Source organism: Synechococcus sp. Cruz CV12-2-Slac-r, assembly GCF_024346075.1.
GTDB lineage: Bacteria > Cyanobacteriota > Cyanobacteriia > PCC-6307 > Cyanobiaceae > Synechococcus_D.
On the sequence record NZ_JAGQEK010000010.1, the window covers coordinates 1 to 25,526 of the forward strand.

Below are 25,526 nucleotides of genomic sequence, written 5' to 3' on the forward strand. Positions count from 1 at the left end.
TCTGAAGTAACAACCGTGCCGTTTGGCAAGGCGTTATTTAAAAAACCATTAGAACGCAAACCAGCAACTGAGAGGTTAGGAGTAAAGAAAGTGCCTCCAACATAATTACTCAAGGTTGTGCCTGGTTGACCCACAACTCCAATGGAAGCTGAGCCTGCGCCACCGGTCCAGGTGGCTGCCTTGGTAAAGGCTTCTACGCTGCCAGTTGGTGTGCCCGTTGCTGAATAGCTGGCGCCACCGGGGGTAACGCTATAGGCATTGGTTTGAACGGCGTTTTTAAATACTGCCGATTCAAATATCCCAGCGCCCACTTGGGCTTCTGGGCTTGTTCCCTTATTAGCGCCATCGAACTTTGCTGTGCCAAGCCAAAACACTGCTTGACCTTTCAACTTTGTGGTAGTTGAAAACTGGGTTGCAGCAAGATCTGAAACTTTTGTTTCTAAGCCATCAACTTTTGCTTTTAATACAGCTAGCTCTTTTTCAAATTCCTTCAGTAAGCGTTTTACCTGTTCTGTCATCTCCGTAACACTATCCAAGCAAGCATTCAGCAATGCCGCTGCCTCGTAGCGAGTCATCGCTTGTTTGCCTTTAAACGTGCCATTTGGATAGCCAGCTACGCAGCCATATTTAGTAACCAAGTTCGACAATGCCTGATATGCCCAATCTGTTGGTTGCACATCAGAAAATTGGCTAACACTTGTTACCTGGCCCATCTGGGCTTCTATCGCCAGCATCTTGTCGATATATTGTTGTTCTTGATAGCGATTAACAGACCCCATATCTAAGCTTTGAGCCTGGCTCGCCAATGGCGCAACCACTCCCATTACAAATGGAGCAAGCAATAGCTTTCGAAATGCATTCATGGTTCTCACACACAAAAAGGACGGATAGCGCAAAGCGCCGCATTCGCGAGAATGATTCTCATTCTAGCACCCCTTCTGGGCTAGCACTGCAGCATCAAAGCACCCATAAGCCCTCCCGCCAAGCTGCGGTGTTGAGCGGCACTAAAGCCAGCTTTGATAGCCAATTTTTCTTGCTCAATACCATCTGGAAATCGAGCAATGCTTTCTTCTAAGTAAGAGTATTGTTCGCCTAGGCTCACCTGGCGAGCAACCGGCACCACCACCCCAGCAAGGGCCCATTGCCGCAGAATCCCTGCAAAACCTTCGCTGGGATTGAAATCCAGCACAACCCCACGGCCACTGGGATGCAATAAACGTTTTAATACTTCCAAACCCCTGCCTGGATCCGCAAGATTTCTCAATCCGTAAGCGATTACCGCTCCATCAAAACCAGTATTAATCGCTGGCAAATTCAACACATCAGCCTGCAACCAATTGATCTGCAACCAAGGCATGCGGGCAGAACGCTGCCTCGCTATCGCAAGGGGCGCTGCCGCTGAATCGACAGCCAGCACCTCACCGCCAGGCCTTAAGTAATTAGCCAGCACTAAAGCAAGATCACCAGTGCCACAACAAAGATCTAGCCAGCGTTCCCCCGGCTTTGGTTTAACTAACGCCAGTGCTTGACGTTTCCAAACTCTATGCAAGCCGAAACTAAATAAATCATTGAAGCTGTCGTAATGCGGCGCCACTTGTTCAAATAAACTGCGCACCGCTTTGGTTTCATTCACTGAAATACATGAACTAATGGTGCATGGGGTCCGGCAAGAGTAATCACCATTACCAACGCCAAACCAACTGCAGCAGAACACACCATGCAGCCTGCCAACATTAAAGAAAATTCTTGCTTTTCATTAGCTGCTTGCATCAATCTTAAAGCCCAAGCCACCAGCGCCACCACAGCTAGCACCATGGCTATGCAGATAGCAGTTGCCCAATTGGAATGGCCGGCAGATACCACTTCGAAAACTTTCAAAAAGCTCATAGCTTATTAATACTAAACTAAAAGCTGATTTATTGGCCTTATCGCTAAATTACAACTGAGAAGATGATTCTTAATTTGCTCTACCGTTAAAATTGAATCATGCAATAAAGAAGCAAGCAAGGCGGCTGAAGCACCGGTTTTGATCAGCACCGCTTCAATGTCTGCCAAGCAACCGGCCCCACCTGATGCGATCACAGGCACCGGCACCGCAGCTGCCACTGCAGCGGTGAGCTCCAAGTCGTAGCCCTGCTGAGTGCCATCTCCATCCATGGAGGTGAGCAAAATTTCACCCGCACCTAAGGCCACTACTTTTTGGGCCCAGGCAAGCAAATCTAAACCGGTGTTTTGCCGGCCTCCTTTTACATATACGTCCCAACCTCCGCCATCGCGGCGGCGGCCATCAATGGCAACAACGATGCACTGGGAGCCAAAACGGCGTGCCCCAGCTGTGATCAATTCAGGCTTTGCTACTGCAGCAGAATTCAAGCTCACTTTGTCTGCTCCGGCCCGCAGCAGTTCTGTGATTCCATCCACAGAATTAATGCCACCTCCAACGGTGAAAGGAATAAATAATTGTTCTGCTGTGCGTTTCACCAGCTCAATAAGAGTGTCGCGACCTTGATATGTGGCAGCAATATCAAGAAAAACCAGCTCATCGGCGCCAGCTGCGTCGTAGCGACAAGCCAGTTCCACCGGATCGCCAGCATCCCTTAAGCCAACAAAATTAACCCCCTTCACCACACGGCCGGAGGCTATGTCTAGGCAGGGAATGATCCGTTTAGCAACCACGGGTTTGCGCTTTGAAAGAGGTAAACGGAGATTGCACTGGTAAGGTTTACGGGGAATTCAGTAAGCATAAATAGTGTCTCAGGCCGCCACTTCAGTTGCCATCACCCTTGGCACTCGGGTAACCATCACTCGCGTGCGAGATCGCATCTCTGCTGATCTGGTGAAGTTGCTACTCACAGATCCAACAGGTTCTGTAACCGGTTTCAAAATGACTGATGGCAGTGGCGTGGGCGTTCAAGTGAAGCTTGATGGGGGAGCACAGAGCTGGTTTTTTGAAGATGAAATCGCTGCTCTCTAAGCCTTAATTTCTCTAAGCCCCAACCCTTTTTTGAGCCCGCTGCTGTGAGCAACAGCCCTAATCCAGAAGCCCCCAGTGGTGGTGGCGCCAGGCAATTACTTGGCATGAAGGGTGCCAGCGGCAGCCAAAACATCTGGAAGTTGCGCTTGCAACTGATGAAGCCGGTTACCTGGATACCACTTATCTGGGGTGTGATCTGCGGTGCTGCTGCCAGCGGACACTTCCAATGGACCCTTCAAGACAACCTCGCATCACTTGCCTGCATGGTGATGAGTGGCCCGCTTTTGGCTGGCTTTACCCAAACTATTAACGACTACTACGACCGCGATATTGATGCAATTAATGAGCCCTATCGACCTATTCCATCCGGAGCAATTGCCCTATGGCAGGTAAAAGTGCAGATATGGCTGCTGCTCCTGGCTGGGTTAGCTGCAGCCTGGGGCCTTGATCGTTGGGCGCAACATGATCGCCCCATCTTGCTTTTACTGGCCCTGGGGGGCTCCTTTATGAGTTTTATTTATTCAGCTCCTCCTTTAAAGCTGAAACAAAACGGCTGGCTTGGTAATTACGCCCTTGGAGCTAGCTATATCGCTTTACCTTGGTGGGCAGGGCAGGCTCTTTTTGGTGAGCTCAGCTGGGCTACCGCTGCCCTTACCCTCGCCTATTCCCTTGCAGGGCTTGGGATTGCTGTGGTGAACGATTTCAAAAGTGTGGCGGGCGACAAAGCACTCGGTTTGCAATCCCTACCCGTGGTGTTTGGGGTAAAGAAGGCGAGTTGGATCAGTGCTGCGATGATCGATTTATTTCAAATCGCAATGGTGGTGGCCTTAGTTGTACTCGGCCAACACCTAGCTGCAGTGCTGCTCACCTTATTAATAATTCCCCAAATAACCTTTCAAGACATCTGGTTACTACGGGATCCGGTGCTGTTTGATGTTAAGTATCAAGCAAGTGCTCAGCCTTTTCTTGTAATTGGAATGCTGGTTACCGCTTTAGCTCTTGGCCATAGTGGCTTTGGTAGCACTGGCTAGCTATGGGGATCAAGAGCGTGCCCCTAAAGAAGCGGCGTAAGCAATTACTGCTTGCAGCATTTGCTGCTGCAGCTGCTGGCGCTGCCACTGCTGCTGCAAGTTCTGCAGTGATGCAAGGGTTTGATGGCCTGTTGCCAGATGCCAGCCGGATTGCCAGTTTCAGCCGGCCTGGCACCGTAACGGTGCTATCCGCCGATGGCCAAGTGCTGCAAAAGCTAGGGCCCGCCACCCGAGAAAAAGTAGCAAATGGGCAGATGCCTTTATTAATTCAGCGAGCATTTATTGCAGCAGAGGATCGTCGTTTTTATCAACATAATGGCGTTGATATTATTGGTATTGGTAGGGCAATAATGACCAATATTTCAAATCGATCCGTGGAGCAGGGGGCAAGCACAATCACCCAGCAATTAGCAAGAGTTGTATTTTTAAATCAAGATCGCACCTTACTTCGCAAATTAAAAGAAGCAGCGCTTGCTTTTAAGCTAGAAAGGCAACTTAGCAAGCAACAAATACTAGAGCAATACCTCAATAATGTGTACTTAGGCTCCAGTGCCTACGGAGTTTCAGATGCAGCTTGGGTTTATTTTTCAAAATCACCTAATCAGCTCACCCTGCCGGAAGCGGCTCTGATCGCAGGTTTGCCACCTGCGCCTTCGGTTTATTCACCTCTTGTGAATTCTCAGCTTGCTTTGGAGCGGCGTTCAATCGTGCTCAAGCGCATGGCAGAAGCTGGATTTATTGATACAGCACAGCTGGAAAGGGCAAATGCCACAGCTTTGTTGTTGAAACCAGCTCTTCCAAAGCATTGGAATAGTGCTGCGCCTTACTTCACCAGTTGGGTAGCCCAAGAATTGCCAAAGGTGCTCACCCCAGAACAGCTGGAACTTGGCGGGCTCACAATCCGCACCAGTTTAAATTCCAACTGGCAAAAGATTGCTCAAAAAGTAATTGATCAAAACACCTACGGCGACCTGCAGGGAGCCCTGGTTTCGCTAGAGCCAGGCACTGGTTTAGTGCGGGCGATGGTGGGGGGCCGAGATTTTCAAAAGAGCCAGTTCAACCGTGCCACCCAAGCCCTGCGCTCCCCTGGTTCCACCTTCAAGCTTTTCGACTACACAGCTGCAGTGGCAGCTGGAATTAAACCAGAACAAATTTTTATTGATGCTCCTCGCTGCTGGAGCGGCTATTGCCCCAAGAATTTTGGTGATCGTTATTTCGGTGCAGTTTCTATGGCAGATGCCTTACAAAATTCACTAAACACCGTTGCGGTGCAGCTTCTAGAAAAGGTTGGTTTTGATGCTGTTATTAACAACGCCCGCTCCCTTGGCATCACAAGACCTTTAGGGCGCTACTACCCATTAGCCATTGGCGCCTACGAGCAAACCGTGCTCGATATGACTGCCGCCTACGCAGCCATCAATAATCGCGGGATCTACATCCCCCCCACTCCGTTTGAAAGCATCAGCGGCCTTGATGGCCGCACGATCTGGGCTCGCAACACCCATAGCGATCGCGGCCGCAGGGCGGTTGATAGCGACACCGCAGACACTGTGATGTGGATGTTGCAAAGGGTGGTGAGTGGTGGAACCGGCGCACCTGCAGCCCTAGCTGATCGGCCAGTAGCGGGTAAAACAGGCACCTCGGAAGGCGCCCGCGATCTTTGGTTCATCGGTTCAATTCCGCAACTCACCACTGGTGTGTGGTTTGGCTACGACAACAACAGGGAAACCGGCAGTAGCAGTGCCCAGGCTGCCTGGGCCTGGAATCAGTTCATGCAGCCGATAGTGAAAGACATGCCGGTTAAGCAATTTCCACCAAAACCGCTACTAAATCGCAGCTTCAAAGCACCTGGAACACCTGCTGAGGCACCCGTTTATCAAGATCCAGCAACTCGTTTTTACAACCAAGATGAGCCCAACAACAACCCTTATAGCGATCCCAATAATGCGGCCCCGATCCCAGGACCCATAGATCAAGTTGCTCCAGCGCCAACAACAGCCCCTCCAGTACCACCACCACCTGCGCCAGTTGTTGATCCACCCCCGCCCGAATTACCGAGTAAAGCCCCATAAAAACCATCACCACCCAGCTCTGCACTAGGCCAAAAAGTGTTTTCTGGTTCCAGCAAATGCCAATTGGGATAACCCTGCAGAAATCGCTGCACTTGTTGTTGATTCTCAGAGGGATTAAGGGTGCAAGTGGCATACACGAGGCGTCCGCCAGGGGCCAGCAAACGCGCTCCCTGCTCTAAGAGCTGCCGTTGCAGCTCAACCAATTCAGGCAACATTTCTGCTTTTAAGCCCCAACGGGCATCAGCATGACGAGCCAATGTTCCCAAGCCAGAACAAGGCACATCCAGCAACACGCGATCAAATAGTTGCCCTTGCTTTTCCAATTCATCAAGGGCAACGGCATCAGCCACTGCCGTGCGGATGCAGGTATGCCCCAGCCGTAGTGCATTTTCACGTACGCGCTCAAGCCGCGAGGCTGAACGATCTAGGGCAATTAGCTCGCCTTTATCCCCCATTAATTCTGCTAGGTGGGTTGTTTTACCGCCCGGGGCAGCGCAGGCATCCAACACCCTTTGGCCCGGCTGAGGATCCAAAAGCGGTGCAATTGTTTGGGCGGCGCGATCTTGAACGCACCAATGCCCCTCCTTGTAGCCAGGCAGTTGCGTTAGGGGGCCGGGCCGTTGCAAAAAAGTTAAGCCGCAGGCTTGATTTGGCAATGCAGTCGCCAGCACTCCCACCTGAGCAAAGGCCGCCAATACCTCTTCCACAGTGCTGCGTAGAGGATTAACCCTTAAATCCAAAGCAGGGGTGATGTTGCTTGCTGCCGCAAGGTTTTGGGTGCGTTCCGCTCCAATGCTGCTCCAAAGTTCATTTACCAACCAATCGGGCCAGGATTGCTCAAGCGCTAAGCGGGCTTGGGGATTCTCCGGTAGGGGCAGTTGTTCCCCTGCGGCAATCGCCCGAGCAGCACTTCGCAACACTCCATTTACCACCGGTGCAAGGGAAGCCAAACGCTCGCGTTTGGCTAGATCAACAGCAGTACTTACGGCTGCAGAAGCCGGAACCCGATCCATCGCTAGAAGTTGCTGTAAGCCCACATGCAGCAACCAACGCAACCTTGGCGGTTGGCGCAAAGCTGGCACCTTGCCAAAACGATCGATCCAGCAATCAAGCCGCCTGCGCATCCGGATGGCCCCATAGCTGATCTCCGTTGCCATTGCACGGTCTAAAGCTGGCAGTGGCTGCCGTTTGAATTCTCGCTCCAACGCCAAATCGGCATAGGCACCATCACCCACTGCCTCCAAAACACGCCATGCCACCAATCTGGGCAACACACCAATGGGGGCAGGATCAGCAGTCAAGGTTGTTGAACAGGTGGGATCTGCATTAAAGACGCTGGTGAATACGCTGCAGCATCAAATAGCAGTTGGTCGATGCCCCTTTTGCCTAAACGCTTTGAGCGATTGCAGGCAGTGCTCAATGGCCGCATGGCAAATCTCACTGTGCTGTTGGAAGGGGTAGAGAAACCCCACAACCTTTCTGCCATCCTGCGCAGTTGCGATGCAGTGGGAGCGTTGGAAGCCCATGTTGTGAGCCTCAAAGGCAGGGTGCGCACCTTCAACAGCACCGCCCAGGGGAGCCAAAAATGGGTGCCATTGCGAGATCACAGCTCAATAGAAAATGCCTGCCAACATTTACGGCAACAGGGGTTTCGCTTATTTGGCACCCAATTGGGCGTAAACGCCATCGATTATCGCCAGTGTGATTTCACAGGACCCACCGCTTTTGTGTTGGGAGCAGAAAAATGGGGATTAACTGACACCGCCAGTGCCGTAGTGGATCAATCCATATTCATCCCAATGGGGGGCATGGTGCAATCTTTAAATGTGAGTGTTGCAGCGGCGATATTGCTATTTGAGGCCCTGCGGCAAAGACAACAAGCAGAACTCGTGCCTTGCAATGGGGAGGGTTTAACCCCTGATCAATACGAAAAGATTTTATTTGAATGGTCATATCCGCAAGTAGCTAGTTGGTGCAACGATATCCAAAGGCCCTATCCAATTTTAAACAAGGTGGGAGAAATTATTGAACAACTACCAAGAACATTAAAGTTGCGCTGCTGAACTAAATCAAATAATGAATTAATACTAATAAATTCTCTAAAAAGGCAAGAAAATTTCGTTATTGTTAGCAGCGGGAAACGGCGCTTGATTTATTCGAGCCCTCGGCAACTTAAGGGCAAACATTAATAAACCAAAGCCCAAAAGTTGATGTAGGCCTCCAACAAACAAGCTAATTACGAGGAATACAACAGCAATGATTTTTTCAAGCACCCCCATCGCGTCATCGGCATTACGCCTACCTAGGTTCCAAAGCAGCGCGGCTATGGCCACAAGCAGCATCGATACGAAAATTGCCATATCAACCAATGGGTAACACCAATCTAATCAGATTTTAGTTTCTGAGCCGCTCACCCAGGCGTCTATGCCCTCACCAAGAAAAGACAAACCCAACACAAGCACAAACATCGCTAAGCCGGGGTAGAGAGCTGTCCACCAAATGCCGGTGGGTAAAGCGGTAAGGGCCTGCTGCAAATCAGCTCCCCATTCGGGGATGTTGTCGGGTAGCCCGAGGCCAAGGAATCCGAGCCCCCCCAGCACCAAAACAGCATCAGCGGCATTCAAGGTGAGTACAACAGGCACAGAAGTGATCACGTTGCGCAGTAAATAGTGGCGCATGATCCAGAGAGGCCCTGCCCCAAGGCTTTTAGCTGCATCCACAAAAAGTTCTGCTTTTACGGAAGCCGTTTGATTACGCACAACCCGGAAATACTGGGGCACATACACAACACAAAGAGCAGCTGCTGCATTTGGAAGCCCTTTCCCCAGTAAAAAAGCGAGCACAACACTCAATAGCAACACCGGCAAGGTGTAGAGCGTGTCCATCAATAAAACCAGCAAGCGATCCACATAGCCGCCGAGGTAGCCGCTTAACATTCCCAATGGCACCCCAATAATCAAGGCCACTAAAAGAGCGCTCAGCACCACCTGAAGAGCTACTCCAGCCCCAGCAAGAGTGCGGCTGCAAACATCGCGGCCCAAACGATCTGTACCACAAAGATGGCTCCAACTTGGCTGGGCATAAATAGGATTATCCAAACCAACATTTGGATTACTTAGGAAGCCAAAGTGAATCAAGGGACCGGTTAATAAAGCAACCAGGCAGTAGATGATCACAAGCCACACCCCCACCCTGGCAAGCCGGGCAGAAAGACTGCGGGGCCTCCAAGACCACGCCAGTTGCAAACGCTGGAAAAGCATTGCTAAAGGCTAACTCAAGAACTGCAACAGAGCATTCGATCGGGGCACATTAAAAATGCTGTTTCTTCCGGCATAAACCGGGCGACTAAAATGTCTATTGCAATCAACAAGTTGATGCAGGTTACAGGTAATAAAAAAGCCTTGAAAAGGCTGGAAAAGGGTTTTACCTTGGTGGAATTAATGGTGGTAATTGTAATTGTTGGGGTACTTAGTTCCGTGGCTTTACCTCAATTTATGGGGGTAAAAGATAAGGCAAAATTAAATACACAAATAGCTGAACTCGCCGGCCTTGCGCGGGAGTGCTCTTCCGCAATCATTGCAGAAGGTCCATATCCATCCGCCTATGCAAGCGGCACTGCTGAAAATACAAATACAGGTTTAGCAATTTCCGGCGATTGCAACGGTGGCGATATTTCAACAGCCCCTGAAGCTAATATCAACTACACCACTGCAATCGCCAAAAGCAGTGGCGCAAAATGTGGCTCAATATCAATCAGTTCAGGGAAAAAATGCGTGGCCACTGTAAAATCAAGCGACGGCTTGATTTCTTATTCTGAAATCTAAATAAGAATCAATCTTTTTATTTAAATCACCTTTTCATCAGTGGGCTAAAAACCCACTGATGTTTTTTATTACTCCGAAAGCACAGCGCTGGAATCAGCTTTAATTTTTTGGCTTTGGAAACGTTGCCTTAATTGCCATTGCACTGTGCCACTCAAGCTTTCCACGCATGCGGCTAGGGGCAAAGCGGCACTAGCTCCTATAACTACACCTTGAGGAAGCGCGCAGCCACTCCAAACTTCAGGGGATGGATCGAGGCCATCAATTACCACGCGATTTTGGAAGGCAGCCACGTTATTTAGTGAGCCATCACTGCGAAAAGCCCTGCCACATCGCATCAACACCCAGCCACGCCAAATCGCTTCGCTTGGCTTGCCAACGCTGTAGGTGGTGAGTTTTCCATCTTGATCAACTATATGCAGCACTGCTACACGGCCTGATAATCCACAAGATATAGGCAAAGTATTAATTCTGGGATCTACAACAACTGCCTTGCCTCGTTCTAAATCGCCTTTAATCAAAGCATTTGCGCGGCCTAAAGCTTCACGTTCCCGCAGGGCTCGGCTTAGGCGCAACCCCAGCGCTCCTTCACCAAAAAGAGAGTTCATTACTATCACAACAACCACTAAGCCAAGGCTGCTGGCGATCAACAACTCCAGCAAAGAAAATCCTGAAGACTTAGCCATCTGGCAGACAAGCAGCCTTGCTATACTTACCAATTCGAGTAATACCTAAAGGCAAACTAATCACCATACACCGCCGTAAATTAATACCTGAATGAGCAAGCAAAATCGTACCCCCGCCAAGAACAAGGCCGTTAGGGGTGAAAATTAGTGGGGCAGCAAAATTATTACTCAGCTGTAGCTTTGAATTCACACCAGCCTCCATTATTTTAACTTCTGCATCATTACAGCTAGCGAAATTCCCAAGCCCAGGAGCCTGCCATCCCGTTGGCCCAAGCTCTAAAGCGCAGGGGGCACCTTGCTGTTCCGCCTGCTTGCGGGCGCGCTCAAGACCTAGCCATAGCTCCCTACTGGCGTTTTCAAGTTCTTGACGCGCCAACGGTTCCTGGGCGCTTACCAAGCAAACACTGCTGAGCACGGCAGTGATTATTACAGTTACCAAAATTTCACTTAGGTTCAAATTTTACATACTCCTAAAGCTTCAAGGTTGTAGCGCCGCTCACGCCGTTGCGGCATAGGTGTAGCACTACTTAGGGCAACCAGCAATTGATCATCTTTTACCTGCACACGCCTTTCCAATAAGACATTCTGCAGCAAAATATCGCTACTTGGCAGAAGGCCTGCTGCCTCTAATTGTGGCAGCAGGCTACTTCTTTGCTGCGAAATCAAATTGATATCACCACAATCAATACTGTGGGCGGGCACCAAACGACGCAACACCCCTTCATCTCGCTGCAATTGTCGATCCATCCAGATTAAAATCGCTAATTGTTTTCTCCCTTGCAGGGCCATATCATTGGTGATATTTAATAGCTGGAGGCCAGTAGTGCAAAACATTGCTAATAAAATGCTGCTTATCAATAGCTCCGTTAAGGCGAAACCGGCTTGAGTTTGGCTTCGCTGCTTAGCTGAAATGAACGGCTTCGCATTGGCTTGCCAGCTGAGCTCAAGCGTTGCACTTTTAATTGCGCTGGGCCGTAGGCCGAACCTTGCCAGCTTTCCAGTTGAAATATTCCGGCAGCAAGGGATTGATTGGGGCTGGATTCGCCGTGGCGCGCAGCAGCAACGAAAGCCATTGCAGCAGTTAAGAAGCCATCGTTTAACTGCCCCTCTTGCCAGAGCTGAATTCCTTTGGCCCTTGATTGCATCGCCATCGATTGCAGAGAAAGTGAGCTGCAAATCAATAAAGATCCCAAGATCAAAACAAGCGGCAAGGCAAAACCAGTGGTGGAGCGATTGAGCTGCTTGATTTTTACCATTGCAAACCACCTGCCAAATCAAGCGAATACAACCATGATTCCCCAAATAGGGGCGGCTGTTGCGCTTCTACTGATTCAGTTTGAGCACAGCCATAAACGCTTCTTGCGGAACATCAACTTTGCCCATAGCTTTCATACGTTTCTTACCTTTTGCCTGCTTCTGTAAAAGCTTCTTCTTTCTTGAAATATCACCGCCGTAGCATTTAGCAAGTACATCTTTACGAATTGCACTTATACTTTCGCTTGCAACAATACGGCTTCCAATTGATGCTTGTAACGGAATTTTAAATTGTTGCCGTGGTATTAGTTCTTTAAGCTTTTCAACAAGTGCCTTGCCAACATTATAGGCCTTATCTCGATGGATAATAGTAGTTAGAGGATCTGCTTTTTCACCATTAATCAACACATCAAGCCGCACCAGGAAATTCTCTCGATAGCCAATTAAGCTGTATTCCATAGATGCATATCCTTTAGTTCGGCTTTTCATTTGATCAAAGAAATCTGTAACAACTTCAGCCAAAGGCATCTCATAGTGCAATGCAACTCGATCGGTGGTTATGTATTTCATATCAATGAATGCACCACGACGCTCCTGACACAACTCCATCAATGCACCGTTGTAACTATTAGGCGCATAGATTTCAAGCTTTACATAGGGCTCTGCTATCGATGCTCTCGCCTGCGGCTCCGGCAGAGTTGCGGGGTTATCAATCATCTGAATGCTGCCATCAAGCATATTTACTTGATAAATAACTGATGGAGCAGTAACAATTAAATCCAGATCATATTCGCGCTCAAGACGTTCCTGCACAATTTCCATGTGTAACAAACCAAGGAAACCGCAGCGGAAGCCAAATCCCATTGCACTGCTGGTTTCCGGCTCATATTTCAGAGCCGCATCTGAAAGTTTTAACTTATCCAGCGCTTCTCTTAAATCAGGATATTGGTCGGCGTCTGTTGGAAACAATCCGCAAAAAACCATCGGTTTCGCTTCTGTGTAACCCGGAAGTGCTTCGGCCGCTGGGTTTGAAGCAAGGGTGATGGTATCGCCAACGCGGGCATCAGCAACAGCTTTAATTGAGGCAGAAAAATAACCCACTTCCCCGGCATGTAGTTCTTGAACCTGCCGTTGATCGGGAGCCATTATCCCTACTTCATCTAATTCATAGGTTTTCTTACTTGCCATAAGTAAAACTTTATCTTTCTTTGCTAGCCGCCCACTGATAACACGGAAGTAAACAATAACTCCTCTATAAGGATCATAGTAAGAGTCGAATATCAATGCTTTTAAAGGCTCTTCCACACGATCTGCTGGCGCCGGCACGCGATCAACAATTGTTTGCAATATTTCCGATACGCCAATACCAGTCTTTGCAGAACAATGAACTGCTTTTGATATATCTAGGCCAATAATCTCTTCAATTTCCCTACCAATTCGTTCGGGATCAGCACCGGGTAAATCGATTTTATTTAACACTGGAATTATTTCTAAATCATTTTCTAAAGCCAAATAAACATTCGCCAAGGTTTGCGCTTCAACCCCCTGGCTGGCATCCACCACCAGCAGTGCTCCTTCACAGGCTTGAAGGCTGCGGCTCACCTCATAAGCAAAATCCACATGACCCGGAGTATCTATCAAATTAAGAATGTAATTTTCACCATCAGCTGCTTTGTATTCCATGCGAGCGGCCTGAAGCTTGATTGTTATGCCCCGCTCTCGCTCCAGTTCCATGTTGTCGAGGAACTGAGCTTGCATATCGCGGGCTGCCACCGTGCCGGTGTCTTGCAACAAGCGATCGGCCAGGGTTGATTTGCCATGGTCGATATGGGCAATTATGCAGAAATTGCGAATCCGTGAAACAGGAGCGTCTGTCATACCAAGATCCTAGTAAGCAAACCGCTTCTATTTTTCGATGGCCCATTCCAATTGGGCCGCCGATTGCCTTAGGAACCTAAGATTTACTTATATCTGCACCTGTAGCCATGAGTAGTGATCTTCAAGCCCTCACCCTTGAAAACGTGGAGCGCACCCTCGATGAGCTGCGTCCTTATCTAATGGCCGACGGCGGCAATGTGGAGGTGGTGGAAATCGACGGACCAATCGTGAAGGTGCGTTTGCAGGGGGCTTGTGGTTCCTGCCCAAGTAGCACCATGACCCTAAAAATGGGCATCGAGCGCAAGTTGCGCGAAGCAATCCCCGAAGTTAGTGAAGTGGTGCAAGTGCTCTAGAGATTGGCTCTAACACCAGCCCCTAGGCTCGATGCAAATGCCCTTGGCCCGTGCTGGATCAGCGCCTGCTGCGTGATAACCCCGAGCTGATTGCTAATCAGCTTCAACGCAGGGGTAAAAGCCTAGATATTTCATCGCTGCAGCAAAGTGCCAAGCAGTTGAGAGACGTAGAGGAAAAGCGCAGCAATCTGCAAGCCGAAGGCAACCGCATCGGCCGAGAAATGGGGCAGCAAATTAAAGCTGGTGTATCCCCAAATAGCCCTGAGCTACAAAACCTGCGGGATCAGGGAAATAATGTTAAGCATCAAGTAGCGCTTTTAGAGGAAGAAGGAAAATCCCTGGAAGTTGAGCTGCGAGAACAACTATTAACTTTGCCCAATTTGCCATCGGCGCAAACCCCTGATGGCAAAAGCGAAGCCGATAATGTTGAAATCAAACGCTGGGGTTCACCCAGGCAAGAAAAAGGCCTTGAAGAGCATTGGCAAATAGGTGAGCGGCTTGGTTTATTTGAAACTGAAAGGTCTGTACGTATCGCTCAAAGCCGATTTGTAACCCTGCTGGGAATGGGCGCACGGCTAGAGCGGGCATTGATAAATTTCATGCTTGATCTCCATGGCCGCAAGGGTTATCGAGAGGTTTTGCCTCCAATTTTGGTTAATAGCGCCAGCCTCACCGGCTCAGGCCAGCTACCCAAATTTGCCGACGAAAGTTTCCGCTGCGCAGACGACGATCTGTGGCTAACCCCAACAGCGGAAGTGCCCATCACCTCCCTTCATCGTGATGAGGTGATCCCAGCGGAACAGCTTCCCTTGAAATACGTGGCTTACACCCCTTGTTTCCGCCGAGAGGCCGGCAGCTACGGCAGGGATACCCGTGGCTTGATCCGCTTGCATCAATTCAACAAAGTTGAGTTGTATTGGTTTTGTCATCCAGACAAATCAAGCGAAGCCCATGGGCAACTCACTGCTGATGCAGAAGCTGTGCTGCAAGCGCTTGAACTTCCCTATCGAGTGCTTGAACTTTGCAGCGCAGATATTGGCTTTTCAGCTGCTCGCACCTACGACCTAGAAGTGTGGCTACCTGGGGCCGGCGCCTATAGAGAAATTTCAAGCTGTAGTAGTTGCGGAGATTTTCAAGCCCGTAGATCTGCGATTCGTTTTAAAGAAGCCAAAACAACAGCTTTATTACACACTTTGAATGGCAGTGGCTTAGCGGTGGGTAGAACCATGGCTGCATTGCTCGAAAATGGGCAGCAAAGTGATGGCAGTATCAAGTTGCCGGTAGCGCTCGCTCCTTACATGGGCACAGATCTGATCCTGAGCGGTCACAATGAAACATCGGACCTTGGCAAGAAATAGGTGGGTGTTCTTTCAGCGCTGGCAATCCTCGCTTTATTAATCGTTGTTCATGAAGCAGGGCATTTCTTTGCCGCGGTTTGGCAAGGGATCCGAGTTACCAGTTTCAATGTTGGCTTTGGCCCAGTGGTGCTTGAGCGCCGCAGCCGCGGCGTGCAATTTGCTTTAAGGGCAATTCCTTTTGGTGGCTATGTAGCTTTTCCAGACGACGATCCCGAAAGCGGTTTTGATCCCAAAGACCCCGATTTATTAAAAAATCGTTCTGTAGTTCAAAGAGCTTTAGTTATTTCAGCCGGAGTAGTAGCGAATCTTTTGCTTGCCCTAGCAGTGCTGTGCGCCCAAGGAATATTGGTAGGGATTCCAGCTGGTTTTAATGCCGGCAGTGGCGTGCTGGTGGTTGCATTGCAACCCGAAGGGGCCGCTGCGCTAGCGGGCCTTGAAGCTGGCGATTTGGTGGTGGGCTTGGGCGGTAAATCATTGGGTGCCGGCACCAACGCGGTGCAGCAATTGGTGGAAGCAGTAAAGAATTCACCAAATCAACCCTTAGCGCTGGAGGTGAATCGCAATGGCGTTTCCACCAGCTTTAAACTCATCCCAGCCAGCCAAAGTGGCAGCGGCCGTATTGGGGCTCAATTACAGCCCGATGGCGATGAAATTTATCGAAGGGCCCATAACCCCCTTGAGATATGGCAGCAGGCGCAAAGGGAATTCAGCCAAATACTGCGCCGCACAATTTCTGGTTTTGTGGCCTTAGCAACAAACTTTGGTGAAACCGCACCCCAGATATCTGGGCCGGTAAAAATTGTGGAAATGGGGGCAAAACTGGCTCAGCAAGGCGGCAGCAGTTTGTTTTTGTTTACGGCACTGATCTCAGTGAATTTGGCCGTACTTAATTCATTGCCTCTACCGATGCTTGATGGGGGTCAATTTTTGTTTTTGCTGCTCGAAGGTTTGCGGGGTAAGCCACTACCGGAACGCCTGCAACTAGCTTTTACCCAGTCAGGTTTGCTCTTACTGCTAGGGCTCAGTGTTGTTTTAATTGTTAAAGACACCAGCCAACTAGCTTTTGTGCAGCAATTGCTGGGGCGTTAAGCCAGAAATTGCTACGAGCCTTTGATCGGCTAAGTTTATTGAACAAATAAATCCTTTTCAGGCAGCCATATGGCGAAAAAGTCGATGATTGCGCGGGATGTGAAGCGCAAAAAAATTGTTGAGCGCTTCGCCACAAAGCGCGCAGCACTAATGGAGGCCTTCCAAGCTGCTGCAGGCCCTATGGAGCGCCTTGATATCCACCGTAAAATCCAACAGTTGCCCCGCAACAGCGCACCCAATCGGGTTCGCAATCGCTGTTGGGCCACAGGTAAGCCTCGTGGCTACTACCGCGACTTTGGGCTTTGCCGTAACCAACTAAGGGAGAGAGCTCACAAAGGTTTGCTGCCTGGTGTTGTGAAATCCAGCTGGTAACTTGGTTTTTTAACGATTCAAGCCATAACAAATCATCGTTTCACCGAGGTATCCAGTGGATGCCTCGGTTTTTTTTGCCGCATTCCTGCCGGCTGGATGTAAAGATAAGAACGAACAAGCAGGACATAAGAACAAGTGCAAGGTGAAATTCGGTCGATCTCCTTCGATGGTCGGGAGATCAGGCTGACCACGGGCCGTTATGCCCCTCAAGCCGGCGGCAGCGTGCTCATTGAATGCGGAGACACCTCGGTGCTCGTAACTGCCACCCGAGCGAACGCCCGCGATGGCATTGATTTCCTTCCTCTCACCTGCGACTACGAAGAGCGGCTCTATGCCGCGGGTCGCATACCTGGCAGTTTCTTTCGCCGTGAGGCGCGCCCCCCTGAGCGTGCAATCCTCACTTGCAGGTTGATTGATCGCCCGATTCGCCCCCTTTTCCCAAATTGGTTGCGCGACGATCTTCAAATCGTTGCAACTTGCCTTTCCCTAGATGAGAGGGTTCCCCCTGATGTGCTCGCTGTAACCGGCGCATCACTTGCCACCTTGATTGCCAAGATCCCCTTCCATGGCCCAATGGCTGCGGTGCGAGTTGGCTTACTTGGCGACGACTTCATTTTGAATCCAAGTTTCCGTGAAATCGAAAGATCAGAACTTGATCTCGTGGTAGCTGGAACCCCTGATGGGGTGGTGATGGTGGAAGCGGGCGCCAGGCAGCTGCCCGAGCAAGACATGATTGAAGCCATCGACTTCGGCTACGAAGCTGTTGGGGAATTAATCCGCCATCAACGCGACATCCTCGCTGCAATGGGGATTGAGCAGGTAATGCCAGAAGCACCAAAAGAAGATAAAAAAGTGCCTGATTACCTGAGCAAGCAGTGCTCTAAGGAAATCGGCAAAGTGCTAGCCCAGTTCAGCCTTAGCAAAGGTGAGCGGGATACCCAATTAGACGCAATCAAGTTAAAAGCAACCGAAACAATCGCAGCCCTTGGTGATAGCGATCCAGTAAAAACTGCGATTTCCAGCAGCAGCAAGCTGCTTGGCAACAGCTTTAAGGCCCTCACCAAAACAATGATGCGGGCTCAAATCTTGGAGCAGGGCAAACGGGTAGATGGCCGCGAGCTCGACCAGGTGCGTGAAATCAGCGCAGCTGTGAGCGTGTTACCAAAAAGAGTGCATGGTTCAGGCTTATTCCAACGTGGGCTCACCCAGGTGCTTTCCACCGCCACCTTGGGCACCCCTTCTGATGCTCAAGAGATGGATGATCTAAATCCCATCAATGAGAAGCACTACTTACATCACTACAACTTCCCGCCTTATTCCACCGGTGAAACAAAACCGATGCGATCACCAGGTCGCAGGGAGATTGGTCATGGTGCTCTAGCTGAACGGGCCTTAATCCCTGTGCTTCCAAGCAAAGAATCCTTCCCTTATGTGCTGCGGGTGGTTTCCGAATGCCTTAGCTCTAACGGTTCCACTTCAATGGGTTCAGTGTGTGGAAGCACCCTTGCCTTGATGGATGCAGGTGTGCCACTCCTAGCCCCTGTTAGTGGAGCTGCCATGGGGCTAATTAAGGAGGGAGAAGAAGTGAGGATCCTTACCGATATTCAAGGAATTGAAGATTTCCTTGGCGATATGGATTTCAAAGTTGCTGGCACAGAAAAGGGCATCACAGCTCTACAGATGGACATGAAGATGACCGGTCTTGATGTGCCAACAATCGCAAAAGCGATAAATCAAGCGCGTCCAGCAAGGCTTCATATCCTTGCGAAAATGCTTGAAGCAATTGATAAACCACGCGATGTAATGTCGCCCCACGCGCCAAGATTGCTTAGTTTCCGCATTGATCCTGAATTGATTGGCACTGTTATTGGTCCTGGTGGTCGCACCATCAAGGGCATCACAGAGCGCACAAACACCAAGATCGATATCGAAGATACCGGCATCGTTACTGTTGCAAGCCACGACGGTGCAGCAGCGGAAGAAGCTCAAAAAATTATCGAAGGGCTTACACGCCGCATTAGTGAAGGAGAAGTATTCCAGGGTCACATAACCCGGGTAATACCAATCGGCGCTTTTGTTGAAATCCTTCCCGGTAAAGAAGGCATGATTCATATCTCTCAACTATCTGAATCACGGGTAGAGAGAGTGGAAGATGTGGTGAATGTGGGTGATCAGGTAACAGTGCGGGTTCGGGAAATCGATAACCGCGGCCGCATTAACTTGAGCTTGCGCGGTGTACCCCAGGATGGTTCAGATCCCGAACCAACGGTGATCCTGCCGATTGGAGAGGTTTAGGTTTAAGCGCTTAGCTGCCTAAATTTGAAAGCCGGGATCGATGCTTGCCATTGCCTTTGCTGCCCGCTCACATAGGAGCTGGTGGCTATGGCCATGGCTAGCAATTAAACATCCAGCCTGAAGAAAACTGCTGCTGTTATAGGCAAGGGCTTTGCCATCGGCGTGGCTAAAGCCTCCACCAGCAGCCCTTAATACCGCTTCCGGGGCTGCCATATCCCAATCCTTGGGTGCAGTTTCACCAGACAGCGACACATAAACATCTGCATCACCACGCAGAATTGCCGCCACTTTGCAGCCCACACTGCCCACCGTGAGGCAACTGCCAATTTCTAATTGCTGCAATAGCTGCTCTAAGCGCTGATCACGGTGATTGCGGCTTGCCACCAATACCAGTTCGGCTAATTCTTGGCGATTACTGAATTCCACAGGTTTTTTTACTCCGGCGCGGTTTTCGCACCAGGCCGAGCCAATTCCATCGAGCAATAGGCCAAGCCAAAGTTCTTGCCGTTCTGGGATTAACACCACACCGAGCACTGGCCGTTGCTGCTGCACAAGGGCTAGATGAACGGCGTATTCACCAGTTCCCTGCAAAAAATCCTTTGTGCCATCAAGGGGATCAAGGATCCAACGCCATTGATATTGCGGATCCAGCGCTTGATCTTTTGCTGTTTCCTCACTTATTAAGTTCCAAGGAGCAGCTGGAAAGGCATTGGCAAGGCCTTCAAGCAGTTGTTTATTTACTGCTAAATCAGCTGCCGTAACTGGGCCTTCTCCACCATCGGCAACCGTTAAGGCGCGGCAATGGCCATAGGGGGGCTGTTCGCTCCGGGCATAAGCCAGCAAAATATCTGCCGATTGCCAACTCAAGGTTCTTAGAACCGTTAGCAGTGGATCCAGTTCTACACCCGTTGGTAAGGGCATCATGGAGGTACAACAGAAAGCCATTGTGACCGAGAGCTCAGAACCCAAAGGGGGAGTGCTCTATTTAGTGGGCACACCTATTGGCCATCGCGGCGACCTATCGCCCAGAGCACAGTTGGTGCTGGCTGGGGTAGATCGCATCGCCTGTGAAGATACGCGGCATAGCGGCTTGCTGCTGCATGGTTTTGGCATTCGTAAGCCCCTAATTAGTTTTCATGAACACAACCAAAAACAACGCATTCCTGAATTACTAATAATGCTGGCAGCAGGGGAATCACTGGCCCTTATTAGCGATGCTGGCTTGCCAGGTATTAGCGATCCAGGCGAAGATTTGGTTGCTGCAGCTCGAAATGCTGGCCACCAGGTTATTTGTATCCCCGGCCCCTGCGCGGCTACCACAGCTTTAGTGAGTAGTGGTTTACCAAGTGGTCGATTTTGTTTTGAAGGTTTTTTGCCCCTAAAAGGGAAAGAACGCAAAAGCCGGCTAACCGCAATTGCAGCGGAAAGCCGCACCAGTGTTATTTACGAAGCACCGCATCGATTGGTGCGTCTGCTTGAGGAACTTATCGAATATTGCGATTCCACGCGGCCAGTGCAAGTGGCGCGTGAACTTACAAAACGCCATGAACAGCAAGTGGGGCCTGATCTTGCCAGTGCCCTAGCTCATTTTAATAACTTTGCACCCCAGGGAGAATGCACGGTGGTGCTCGGTGGTGCAGCAGCAGCAGCACTTGCCCCCTGGGATGAAGTGCAATTACGGCAGGAACTAGATGCATTGATCGCCAAGGGGCTAACCGCATCGGAAGCAGCTAAGCAATTAGCGCAAAGCAGTGGCCAACAACGCCGCGCCCTATATGGGTTGCTGCACCGGGCAGAATGAATGGGAAGGAGGCTGAATTGATGTTGTTGCGATTGCGGTTATTTATGGGCAGTGTGATCGGCACATTTGTTTTGTTGTTGATGTTGTGCCTTGGCAGCCAAAACATTAGCGAACGCAGTGTCGTGAATCTCGGCGTGGGCCGTACGGTGCCGTTACCGCAGGGTTTTGTGGTGGGTATGGCAATTTTATGCGGAGTATTCAGCGGCGGGGCTAGTGCGGCACTACTAGGCCCAAACGGCGATGATTAAGGCTTTACTGGGCTGCCAGGTACGGCATAAAGAGCGCCTTCCAGCACAATACGGCTAATGCCTTGGGCCAAAATATATGGGGCTGTGAGCTCAAGCAGGCTGGAATCAGGCACCTTAATAACCCTTTGGCTGCGGCCGCATTGCCTTTTTGCCTGGCGTGGATTAATGAATAAAGCAATCGCTTGTAATTCTTCTTCCTCAGAAGCAATAAGACCTAATTCTGTGAAATCTTTTACCGGGGTACCTTTTAGTTCCACTTCACGATCTACCAATAAATAAAGACTTGCAGGCAATTCACTTGCAACTAAAGGTTTACTAACGCAAGGGCTGCTATCACTGAGATTTGCAGCTACCGCAAGGGGTGCAAAGGCAATGAAATCATTTTTTGATTCGATTTCGAGATCATTAATTTCAAGTTCCTCTGCAGGGGGGATTAACTCCAGCTCCACCTGATCTTGCGCTATTTCTGGCTTTACTATTGCTCTTACAGCAGAACCAGCAATCCGCAGATTTTTTATTGCCCCATAGGCTTCTAAACCGATCGCAGCTTTTATGGTGCGGCTCACAGTATTTGCGCTGCAACTAAAAGCTTCGGCAAGGGCCGCAGCGGTTTCACCCGCTTGGTAACGCAGCACTACCTCCTGCTTTTGGCTGTCATTCAGCCGTGAGGCCGCCATTACCAAATCTGCCGCAGTTATAAAATCTAAGCTTGTATCTGGCAATATGGGAGATTGCGTTTCAATACGGCTTAATTTGATTTGATTTGCACATGCTCCCTTAGCTCAGCTGGATAGAGCAGCTGCCTTCTAAGCAGCCGGTCGAGTGTTCGAATCACTCAGGGGGCGTTCAATCAGAGACTGATTTTTTAAGCTAAAAAGCTTGCTGATACAGGGGGCTCGTATAAATCGTCAAGCCCCGCCACGTTCATCCTTGCGGCGCACTGGATCGCTGAGGCGACAGAGCCCTCTCCCTCGCCATAGCTAGCTCCAGCACACCATCCCAATTGAGGTTGAGGCAATCCAAGAAGCCAACGGCAGCCTTGGCGATAAAGATTCGGGCCTGCACTGGCAGGCGAGCAAAAGCTGACACCACCTCCTCATGGGAGTCGACAAACGCCTGTTCATTCACTACTCAGTCGTAAAAGCGAAACAGGCGGCGGTAGCGGCGCTGGAGTTCAAGATTCATTTGTGTTTAAACCATTTTCCCATAGACCATTGTCTACAAAAAATGGTTTTTTGTGCAAAACGGTATCTGGAGATACAAACTACAAACTCCTCCTAAGTATGGATCTGCTCTGCTCAGGTATGAAAATATTTTAGCTCATCAGCGATTACACAATGATGGCCACATGTGCTATAAGAGAGATGATAAATCCCAATTCACCAAACATCGCCGTAAATTTGATGAAAAAATATACTTTTTCATACGATAATGCTAACTCATTATATTCTAATCTGTAATTTTTATCTCCTGACTGACACATGGATTGCAATTGAATGACATACAACCCCTGGGAAAAGTATCAACAACGCTTTCCTTTAAGTGATTACGCTTCTTCACGCCTTAACTCGTTAAGCAATGGCATTCTAAATAGTTCTGCGCATTACATTGGTTTCCCTAATAGCCGCATATTATCGAATCTTGCTTTGGGGGAATTCTTAAAATATAATATCAATAATATCGGTGATCCCTTTTATCCAAATTCTGGCATCAATACTTGTGATTTCGAGCAGGAGGTAATATCTTTTTGGTCCTCTGCCCTTCATTTGGATCCTGCAAATGCTTGGGGTTACATAACCAATGGCAGCACCGAAGGGATAATGTATGGAATCTCTCAGGGGCGCAACCGCTATGAAGATGCTGTCATAATCTTTACGGCACAATCTCATTATTGTCTTCTTAAGATCGCTAAACTACTAAGGCTTCCATATAGATTAGTACCCAGCAGGTCTGACGGAACCCTAAATCTTGAGGCGCTTGAAAGCATAATTATTGAACTTAATGGTCGACCTTTTATCATAAACTTAACCGTTGGGACAACCTTTCATGGCGCGATCGAATATCCACAATTGGTTCTTGAGCTCCTAGAGAAACTCCACCTCAATGAGTTTCATATCCATGTGGATGCTGCCCTATATGGTCCGATGCACTGCTGGATACCCGAGGCGCCCCTATTTGATTTTCGGCTTCCTATTCATACACTTTCATTTTCTGGCCATAAATTCCTAGGAGCACCAATTCCTTGTGGAATTGTTCTGGGATTCAGGAACCGGGTAGTCCCATTCGGAGGAAGTGCAGAATACGTAAACAGTATGGATACAACATTGTCCAGCTCTAGAGATGGATTAAGTTCTATCCTATTATGGTTAGTGATTCAACAAATTGGAGCTAAGGGTCTTACTGCGCTTGCCAACGAATCATTGGATGCAGCCTTCCTACTTGCATTACGCCTAGAAGAACTTGGGATATCAGCTTTTTGCCATGAACACAGTTGCATTGTGGTACTCCCCAAGCCCAACAAATACCTTCAAAAGCGCTGGCACCTTGCCACCTTGGGAGATTTTGCACATATTGTAACTGTACCTGGTGTAACCACAGAAATGACAGAACAATTCATAGAGGAATTTCTTGAAAGTCGATCTGTCCCCCAAGAATCTCAAGTAGAGCCTTCACCTACAGAACTATCTAAAGCCACATTGCTTTAATTCATATGCGAACTCCCTCTTCAAAACCTAGTAGAAACTGGAAGCCAGCGATAGAAGGAATTCTATTTACACTCGTTTGGCTCACCCTAACCAATATAACTATTTACTTTATTTATGTTCGGGCAGTGGAGGCCGTAAAGGAACAGATTCGTGAAGGGCTCTTACGCAATGTAAGCGCAGCAGCCACAATGATCGATGGCGACCAACATCAATTATTCACCTCAAAAGCATTTAAAAATGATCAGGAATATCTGAGCTTAATTAAACGGCTAGAGCGAATACGCAAGGCCTCTAGCAATGTAAAATACGCATACACGAATATAACTAAAAATGGTAAAGTATATTTTATTGCTAACGGTAGCCCCCAAGGTGATAACGACAAAGATGGTCGTCCGGATGAAGCGCCACAGTTGATGGATCCCTATCCAGACGCAGGCCTGGCACTTAGGGATGCTCTACGACTTCAAAAACCAACAGTTGATAAAGAACCTTATACAGATGCTTGGGGAACTTTCTACAGTGCCTATGCACCGTTCAAAGATTCAAGCGGAAAATTTGTTGGAACCCTTGGGATGGACCTTGAGTTGGTAACCCTCAAGGAGAGATTAGTTCCAATTGGTGTAGCTGCGCAACGTGCAGCACTTACTTCAGACATTTTAGCAATACTATTTGGAGCTGCAGTTTGGTTTTTCCGCAGCCGCAACCGCATCCTGGAAGAACAACGCGGTTTGGCTGTTGATCAAACTAACAAAGTGGAGTTGGAGCGTACGCAAGAAAGGTGCTCCTCAGCTATCCAACTTGAGGCGATAGCAATCGAGATCGAGCACCAGGCTTCATCTCTGCAATTGCAAACTATAGAGAATAAAACTAAAAACTATGCCTCAGCACTCATTCGCTATGCCCGTGCTCGGCAGGGAATTAGCTCATCCAGTTGTGAGAATTTTGATCCAGCCATGTTGATTAAATCAGCACTACCTCCACATATTTCCATAAAAGTATCTTCCGATCTGCCCCAACTAATTTGGGGTGATTCCAATGAGTTAGATCTGATCATTAAGTCGTTGTGCTACAGCAACTCAACTTCAACAATATTGGCCTCATTAGAAGGAGTTACTCTAACTTTAATCAATGAAAAATTAAATAATATTGACTTGGCAGTAAGCATTCGTTATTGTGATTCGATGATATCTCAAGGATCTAGGGCTGTTTTGATTACTGATAGAGATCATCCTGAACATGTTTTTGATGAGAATTCGTTACAATTTGCCACTTGTGTTGAACAAGTTCGTGCCCTGGGTGGCAATTTGACCCACGAACAGATCAATGAAAATGTAGAGGTTGTTTCACTCATTCTCCCTTTTGAAAAATTTAAGGAGATCTGACCCATCAATTATTCTGAACAGCTACCGATTGATCGGCGATCATTAAACGCCGCTTTTATTATTATTCTAGCAACTGCAGTTGTGCAGGCTGCTGTGGGATATAACAACGTACTATTTCCGGTGAGCTTAGAGGCTTATGGATATAGCAAATTCTTGATTGGTCTCTGCTTGGCCTTTGAGATGGGGGCAGTTATTACCATCATAAAT

Annotated in this window: 29 protein-coding genes and 1 tRNA gene; 15 read left to right on the forward strand and 15 right to left on the reverse strand. The window is 49.0% G+C overall.

What is annotated here, in order from left to right; genetic code table 11:
• The 4 genes from KB557_RS02020 to hisF form a co-directional block, all read right to left on the reverse strand.
• Positions 1–863: iron uptake porin (locus KB557_RS02020; protein ID WP_255131131.1), on the reverse strand; the 863-nt coding region annotated here is incomplete at its 3' end.
• Positions 864–943: 80 nt separating this feature from the next.
• The gene (locus tag KB557_RS02025; protein ID WP_315856181.1) at positions 944–1,633 is read right to left on the reverse strand and encodes a ubiquinone/menaquinone biosynthesis methyltransferase; all 690 of its coding nucleotides are present in this window, start codon (positions 1,631–1,633) and stop codon (positions 944–946) included.
• Positions 1,630–1,887 carry a hypothetical protein gene (locus tag KB557_RS02030; protein ID WP_255131132.1) on the reverse strand — a complete coding sequence of 86 codons (258 nt, stop codon included), beginning with the start codon at positions 1,885–1,887 and terminating at the stop codon, positions 1,630–1,632. Before KB557_RS02030 ends, KB557_RS02025 begins: the two co-directional genes overlap by 4 nt.
• Positions 1,888–1,899: 12 nt before the next feature.
• Positions 1,900–2,676 carry an imidazole glycerol phosphate synthase subunit HisF gene (gene hisF, locus KB557_RS02035; RefSeq protein WP_255131133.1) on the reverse strand — a complete coding sequence of 259 codons (777 nt, stop codon included), beginning with the start codon at positions 2,674–2,676 and terminating at the stop codon, positions 1,900–1,902.
• Positions 2,677–2,749: 73 nt separating this feature from the next.
• On the opposite strand from hisF, the gene KB557_RS02040 reads away from it, so the two are divergent.
• The 3 genes from KB557_RS02040 to KB557_RS02050 are packed head-to-tail and all read left to right on the forward strand — an operon-like array spanning position 2,750 to position 6,077.
• The gene (locus KB557_RS02040; protein WP_255131134.1) at positions 2,750–2,974 is read left to right on the forward strand and encodes a DUF2862 domain-containing protein; all 225 of its coding nucleotides are present in this window, start codon (positions 2,750–2,752) and stop codon (positions 2,972–2,974) included.
• A gap of 44 nt (positions 2,975–3,018) precedes the next feature.
• Entirely contained in the window at positions 3,019–4,005 is a 987-nt protein-coding gene (gene chlG, locus KB557_RS02045) for a chlorophyll synthase ChlG (protein WP_255131135.1), read from the forward strand.
• Between the two features lie 2 nt (positions 4,006–4,007).
• Positions 4,008–6,077 carry a transglycosylase domain-containing protein gene (locus KB557_RS02050; RefSeq protein ID WP_255131136.1) on the forward strand — a complete coding sequence of 690 codons (2,070 nt, stop codon included), beginning with the start codon at positions 4,008–4,010 and terminating at the stop codon, positions 6,075–6,077.
• On the opposite strand, the gene KB557_RS02055 is transcribed toward KB557_RS02050, so the two are convergent.
• Entirely contained in the window at positions 5,978–7,378 is a 1,401-nt protein-coding gene (locus tag KB557_RS02055; RefSeq protein ID WP_255131137.1) for a 16S rRNA (cytosine(967)-C(5))-methyltransferase, read from the reverse strand. The two genes, KB557_RS02050 and KB557_RS02055, sit on opposite strands and share 100 nt — an antisense overlap.
• Before the next feature lie 72 nt (positions 7,379–7,450).
• Between KB557_RS02055 and trmH the strand changes: the two genes are divergently transcribed.
• The gene (gene trmH, locus KB557_RS02060) at positions 7,451–8,140 is read left to right on the forward strand and encodes a tRNA (guanosine(18)-2'-O)-methyltransferase TrmH (RefSeq protein ID WP_255131138.1); all 690 of its coding nucleotides are present in this window, start codon (positions 7,451–7,453) and stop codon (positions 8,138–8,140) included.
• A gap of 36 nt (positions 8,141–8,176) precedes the next feature.
• Here the strand turns inward: trmH and KB557_RS02065 are convergent, their stop codons facing one another.
• Positions 8,177–8,410 (reverse strand): hypothetical protein, encoded by a 234-nt coding sequence (locus KB557_RS02065; RefSeq protein WP_255131139.1) that lies wholly within the window; start codon positions 8,408–8,410, stop codon positions 8,177–8,179.
• 54 nt (positions 8,411–8,464) lie between these two features.
• Positions 8,465–9,337 carry an ABC transporter permease gene (locus KB557_RS02070; protein WP_255131140.1) on the reverse strand — a complete coding sequence of 291 codons (873 nt, stop codon included), beginning with the start codon at positions 9,335–9,337 and terminating at the stop codon, positions 8,465–8,467.
• 90 nt (positions 9,338–9,427) lie between these two features.
• Between KB557_RS02070 and KB557_RS02075 the strand changes: the two genes are divergently transcribed.
• Positions 9,428–9,901 (forward strand): type IV pilin protein, encoded by a 474-nt coding sequence (locus tag KB557_RS02075; RefSeq protein WP_255131141.1) that lies wholly within the window; start codon positions 9,428–9,430, stop codon positions 9,899–9,901.
• 68 nt (positions 9,902–9,969) lie between these two features.
• Here the strand turns inward: KB557_RS02075 and KB557_RS02080 are convergent, their stop codons facing one another.
• The 5 genes from KB557_RS02080 to lepA all read right to left on the reverse strand — a co-directional run bounded on the left by KB557_RS02080 (position 9,970) and on the right by lepA (position 13,716).
• A complete protein-coding gene (locus KB557_RS02080) occupies positions 9,970–10,584 on the reverse strand; it encodes a type II secretion system protein J (protein WP_255131142.1) in 615 nt (204 codons plus the stop codon).
• A complete protein-coding gene (locus tag KB557_RS02085; protein ID WP_255131143.1) occupies positions 10,577–10,999 on the reverse strand; it encodes a GspH/FimT family protein in 423 nt (140 codons plus the stop codon). The genes KB557_RS02080 and KB557_RS02085 overlap by 8 nt, the downstream gene beginning before the upstream one ends.
• Before the next feature lie 38 nt (positions 11,000–11,037).
• Complete coding sequence (locus tag KB557_RS02090) at positions 11,038–11,442, reverse strand: hypothetical protein (RefSeq protein ID WP_255131144.1); 405 nt, start codon at positions 11,440–11,442, stop codon at positions 11,038–11,040.
• A gap of 8 nt (positions 11,443–11,450) precedes the next feature.
• Entirely contained in the window at positions 11,451–11,840 is a 390-nt protein-coding gene (locus KB557_RS02095) for a hypothetical protein (RefSeq protein WP_255131145.1), read from the reverse strand.
• Between the two features lie 67 nt (positions 11,841–11,907).
• Positions 11,908–13,716: a translation elongation factor 4 gene (lepA, locus tag KB557_RS02100; RefSeq protein ID WP_255131146.1), complete on the reverse strand. Its 1,809-nt coding sequence runs from the start codon at positions 13,714–13,716 to the stop codon at positions 11,908–11,910.
• A gap of 107 nt (positions 13,717–13,823) precedes the next feature.
• Here lepA and KB557_RS02105 point away from each other — a divergent pair, with 107 nt between their 5' ends.
• From KB557_RS02105 to KB557_RS02125, 5 genes are all read left to right on the forward strand, one after another.
• Entirely contained in the window at positions 13,824–14,069 is a 246-nt protein-coding gene (locus tag KB557_RS02105) for a NifU family protein (RefSeq protein WP_106500552.1), read from the forward strand.
• 50 nt (positions 14,070–14,119) lie between these two features.
• Positions 14,120–15,427 (forward strand): serine--tRNA ligase, encoded by a 1,308-nt coding sequence (gene serS, locus KB557_RS02110; protein WP_255131147.1) that lies wholly within the window; start codon positions 14,120–14,122, stop codon positions 15,425–15,427.
• Positions 15,428–16,516 (forward strand): RIP metalloprotease RseP, encoded by a 1,089-nt coding sequence (gene rseP / locus KB557_RS02115; RefSeq protein WP_255131148.1) that lies wholly within the window; start codon positions 15,428–15,430, stop codon positions 16,514–16,516. It abuts the gene before it with no gap.
• Positions 16,517–16,585: 69 nt separating this feature from the next.
• On the forward strand, positions 16,586–16,888 hold the full coding sequence (gene rpsN / locus KB557_RS02120) for a 30S ribosomal protein S14 (protein ID WP_255131149.1): 303 nt from the start codon (positions 16,586–16,588) through the stop codon (positions 16,886–16,888).
• 135 nt (positions 16,889–17,023) lie between these two features.
• Positions 17,024–19,183, forward strand: a complete 2,160-nt coding sequence (locus KB557_RS02125) for a polyribonucleotide nucleotidyltransferase (protein WP_255131150.1) — start codon at positions 17,024–17,026, stop codon at positions 19,181–19,183.
• 18 nt (positions 19,184–19,201) lie between these two features.
• Here KB557_RS02125 and KB557_RS02130 read toward each other — a convergent pair whose 3' ends face one another.
• Positions 19,202–20,107 (reverse strand): 3'(2'),5'-bisphosphate nucleotidase CysQ, encoded by a 906-nt coding sequence (locus KB557_RS02130; RefSeq protein WP_255131151.1) that lies wholly within the window; start codon positions 20,105–20,107, stop codon positions 19,202–19,204.
• Between KB557_RS02130 and rsmI the strand changes: the two genes are divergently transcribed.
• Complete coding sequence (gene rsmI, locus KB557_RS02135; protein WP_255131152.1) at positions 20,106–20,984, forward strand: 16S rRNA (cytidine(1402)-2'-O)-methyltransferase; 879 nt, start codon at positions 20,106–20,108, stop codon at positions 20,982–20,984. The genes KB557_RS02130 and rsmI overlap by 2 nt on opposite strands.
• The gene (locus KB557_RS02140) at positions 20,981–21,232 is read left to right on the forward strand and encodes a hypothetical protein (RefSeq protein ID WP_255131153.1); all 252 of its coding nucleotides are present in this window, start codon (positions 20,981–20,983) and stop codon (positions 21,230–21,232) included. Before rsmI ends, KB557_RS02140 begins: the two co-directional genes overlap by 4 nt.
• On the opposite strand, the gene KB557_RS02145 is transcribed toward KB557_RS02140, so the two are convergent.
• Positions 21,229–21,909 carry a helix-turn-helix domain-containing protein gene (locus KB557_RS02145; RefSeq protein ID WP_255131154.1) on the reverse strand — a complete coding sequence of 227 codons (681 nt, stop codon included), beginning with the start codon at positions 21,907–21,909 and terminating at the stop codon, positions 21,229–21,231. The two genes, KB557_RS02140 and KB557_RS02145, sit on opposite strands and share 4 nt — an antisense overlap.
• A gap of 94 nt (positions 21,910–22,003) precedes the next feature.
• On the opposite strand from KB557_RS02145, the gene KB557_RS02150 reads away from it, so the two are divergent.
• Positions 22,004–22,077, forward strand: a tRNA-Arg gene (locus KB557_RS02150).
• Between the two features lie 79 nt (positions 22,078–22,156).
• Here KB557_RS02150 and KB557_RS02155 read toward each other — a convergent pair.
• Complete coding sequence (locus KB557_RS02155; protein WP_255131155.1) at positions 22,157–22,360, reverse strand: hypothetical protein; 204 nt, start codon at positions 22,358–22,360, stop codon at positions 22,157–22,159.
• Between the two features lie 368 nt (positions 22,361–22,728).
• On the opposite strand from KB557_RS02155, the gene KB557_RS02160 reads away from it, so the two are divergent.
• Together KB557_RS02160 and KB557_RS02165 are read left to right on the forward strand one after the other, a co-directional pair.
• Positions 22,729–23,937, forward strand: coding sequence for a histidine decarboxylase (locus KB557_RS02160; RefSeq protein ID WP_255131156.1), 1,209 nt, complete (start codon positions 22,729–22,731; stop codon positions 23,935–23,937).
• A 188-nt stretch (positions 23,938–24,125) separates the two neighbouring features.
• Entirely contained in the window at positions 24,126–25,319 is a 1,194-nt protein-coding gene (locus tag KB557_RS02165; protein WP_255131157.1) for a PDC sensor domain-containing protein, read from the forward strand.
• The last annotated feature ends 207 nt before the right edge of the window (positions 25,320–25,526 follow it).